This window comes from Actinomycetospora sp. (assembly GCF_055612215.1).
Genome location: NZ_JBVPVA010000873.1, coordinates 1 through 2,608, shown reverse-complemented (window position 1 = coordinate 2,608; position 2,608 = coordinate 1). Strand labels below are relative to the sequence as shown.

Below are 2,608 nucleotides of genomic sequence, written 5' to 3'. Positions count from 1 at the left end.
TCGACGACGTGTCCCAGCTGGTGTTCCTGCACCTGCGCTTCCACGGCTACGGCAAGGGCGAGTGGACCGACTCGGCCGTCCGGCGCTACGTCACCGACGCCGGGCCGCTGCTCGACCGGCTGCACCGGCTGGTGCGTTCGGACTCCACGACCCGCAACAAGCGGCGGGCGGCGGCACTGCAGCGCACCTACGACGACCTCGAGGAGCGGATCGCGCGGATCGCCGAGTCCGAGGACCTCGCGCGGGTCCGGCCCGACCTCGACGGCAACGCGATCATGGAGCTCCTCGGGGTGGAGCCCGGCCCCGTGGTGGGACGGGCGTGGCGCCACCTCAAGGAGGTCCGCCTGGAGCGGGGACCGCTCGACCGCGACGAGGCCGAGGCGGAGCTGCTCGCGTGGGCGCGGGCCGAGGGGATCCTGCCGACGCGTCCCTCTTGAGGCAGCAACGGCACGTTGCTGACATCTGACGTCAGGACGGCGCCGCTCACCCGTTCTGCACGGCGGGCCCGGGCGGCGCCCGGCCGCCCGCGGAACCGCCGCGGGCCGGCCGGCGTCGAGACCCCGTGGCTGCGTCGTCCCCGTCGTCCCCGCTGTCCTACCGGTTCGGCACCGGCCGCGGGCCCGTGCACCGGCACGCCTCGCCCGCCGACCTCGACGTGCCCGGCGGGGCCGTCGCGGGCCGTCCGGACGCGGTGCGGCTGGACTTCGACGGCGACGGGCGCGTCGACGACGCGCTGTGGGACGCCGACGGCGACGGCACGGCCGACCGGGCGCTGCTCGACCTCGACGACGACGGCCGCCCCGAGGCGGCCTTCGCCGACCCCTCCGGGCGCGGGGTCTGGGACGCACCCGTCGACGCGGCCGCGGGCGGTGACGTCGTCCGGTTCACCGACGTCCGCGGGCGCGAGGCCGCGGCCCGCGTCGACGTCGACTCGGACGGCGACGGGGTGCCCGACGCCGCGGTCGTGGACGCCGACCACGACCCGGGCACCCGTGACACCGTGGCCGACCTCGACGGCGACGGGGTGGCCGACGAACTGCTGGTGACGGGCCCCGGGGCCACCGACCGGGCCTACGCCACGTCCGACCCGGCCTCGCCGCGCTGGGACGTGCTGCTCGCGGACGTCGACGGCGACGGCGCGGTGGACCTGGTGGTGGCCGAGGGCGCGCCGGGCTGGGTGCCGCCGTGAGCGGCCCCGCCACCACCGGCCGCGTCGTGCTCGGCGCGGGCCTGGGCCGGCACCGCGAGGGGAGCCGGCGGCCGGGCCCCGCCGTCGGGACCCCGCGTGTCCCCCGGGTGGCGGCCGGTCCGCAGCGCGACCTCGTGCACCACCAGCCCGAGCAGGTAGATGCCGGCCGCGGTGGCGATCAGGGGCACCGACCGGCCGTCCAGCGGCGAGAACAGCGCGGCCGCCGCGACGGCGAGGACGTAGGTGACGTTGAAGACGGTGTCCGAGAGCGCGAACACCCGCCCGCGGTGGGCGTCGTCGACCTCGCGCTGGACCGCGGCGTCCGAGCACAGCTTGATCGTCTGTCCGACGAGCCCGAGCAGGAACGAGGCGCCGAGCACCGAGGGCAGGGTCATCGGCAGCCCGAGGCCGAGCAGTGCCAGCGCGGCGAGGGCGAGCATGGTCCGCACCGTCGCCGGTCGCCCGATCCGCGCGGTCAGCCACGGGGTGACGACGGCGGCGACGCCCAGTCCGGCGGCCGCGACCACGACCGTCTCGCCGAGGCCCGCCACGCCGGCCCGCAACGGCCCGACGTCGGACAGGCCGTTGCGCATGAGCAGCAGCATCACCAGCGTCGCGACACCGAAGGCGAGGCGGTGGGCGGCGACCGCCCAGAAGGCCGCGACGACGCCGGGCGCCCGCCGGGCGGCGCGCGCGCCGTCGGCGAACCCGTGGGCGACGGCGCGCAGCGCCTGGGGCGTGCCGCCGTCGGTGCCCGTGCCGGTCGCGTCGTCGGGGCCCAGGGAACCCCGGGCGAAGCCGAGCGCCACGCCGATGATCACCAGCGAGCCGACGACGGACGCGGTGGCCGCGATCCCCGACCCGGCGTCGCCCGCACCGATCAGACCGGTGAGCGCGAACGCGCACGAGGCGCCGACGGCCGCGGCGATCGCGCCGGACGTGGTGACCAGCGAGTTCGCCGCGACGAGCCGGCGCGGGGTGACGACGTGGGGCAGCGCCGCCGACAGGCCCGCCTGGACGAACCGGCTGACCCCGATGGTCGCCAGCGCCCCGAGGTAGAGGGCGGGCCCGGTGATCCCCGCGGCGACCACGGCCGCGGTGCCCAGCGTGAGCACCACCCGCAGGAACCCGGCGACGACGAAGACGCGGCGCCGGTCCCAGCGGTCGAGCAGCGCGCCGGCGAACGGGCCGACGATCGAGTACGGCAGCAGCACGACGGCGAGGCCGAGCGCGACGAGCACCGGGTCGGACTGGCGCTCGGGGTTGAAGAGCACGGCGCCGCCGAGCGCGGCCTGGAAGACCCCGTCACCCCACTGCGCCCCGAGGCGGATCGTGAGCAGCCGCAGGAAGCCCGGGTGCGCCGCCAGGTCGCGCCGCCGGAAGCGGTCGGGCTCTGCGGCGGCACCGGTCCCGGCGTCC

General features: G+C 77.6%; 2 protein-coding genes and 1 pseudogene. 2 read left to right on the top strand and 1 reads right to left on the bottom strand.

Translation table 11 applies throughout. The features are described 5' to 3' along the window. Both AC0CYZ_RS23645 and AC0CYZ_RS23640 read left to right on the top strand, forming a co-directional pair. Positions 1-437, top strand: a pseudogene (locus tag AC0CYZ_RS23645) (CCA tRNA nucleotidyltransferase); the annotation flags it as partial. 125 nt (positions 438-562) lie between these two features. After that, the gene (locus tag AC0CYZ_RS23640) at positions 563-1,189 is read left to right on the top strand and encodes a hypothetical protein (protein WP_472219871.1); all 627 of its coding nucleotides are present in this window, start codon (positions 563-565) and stop codon (positions 1,187-1,189) included. On the opposite strand, the gene AC0CYZ_RS23635 is transcribed toward AC0CYZ_RS23640, so the two are convergent. Next, positions 1,072-2,608 (bottom strand): MFS transporter (locus tag AC0CYZ_RS23635; RefSeq protein ID WP_472219869.1); only part of this gene is annotated, 1,537 nt, incomplete at its 5' end. The two genes, AC0CYZ_RS23640 and AC0CYZ_RS23635, sit on opposite strands and share 118 nt — an antisense overlap.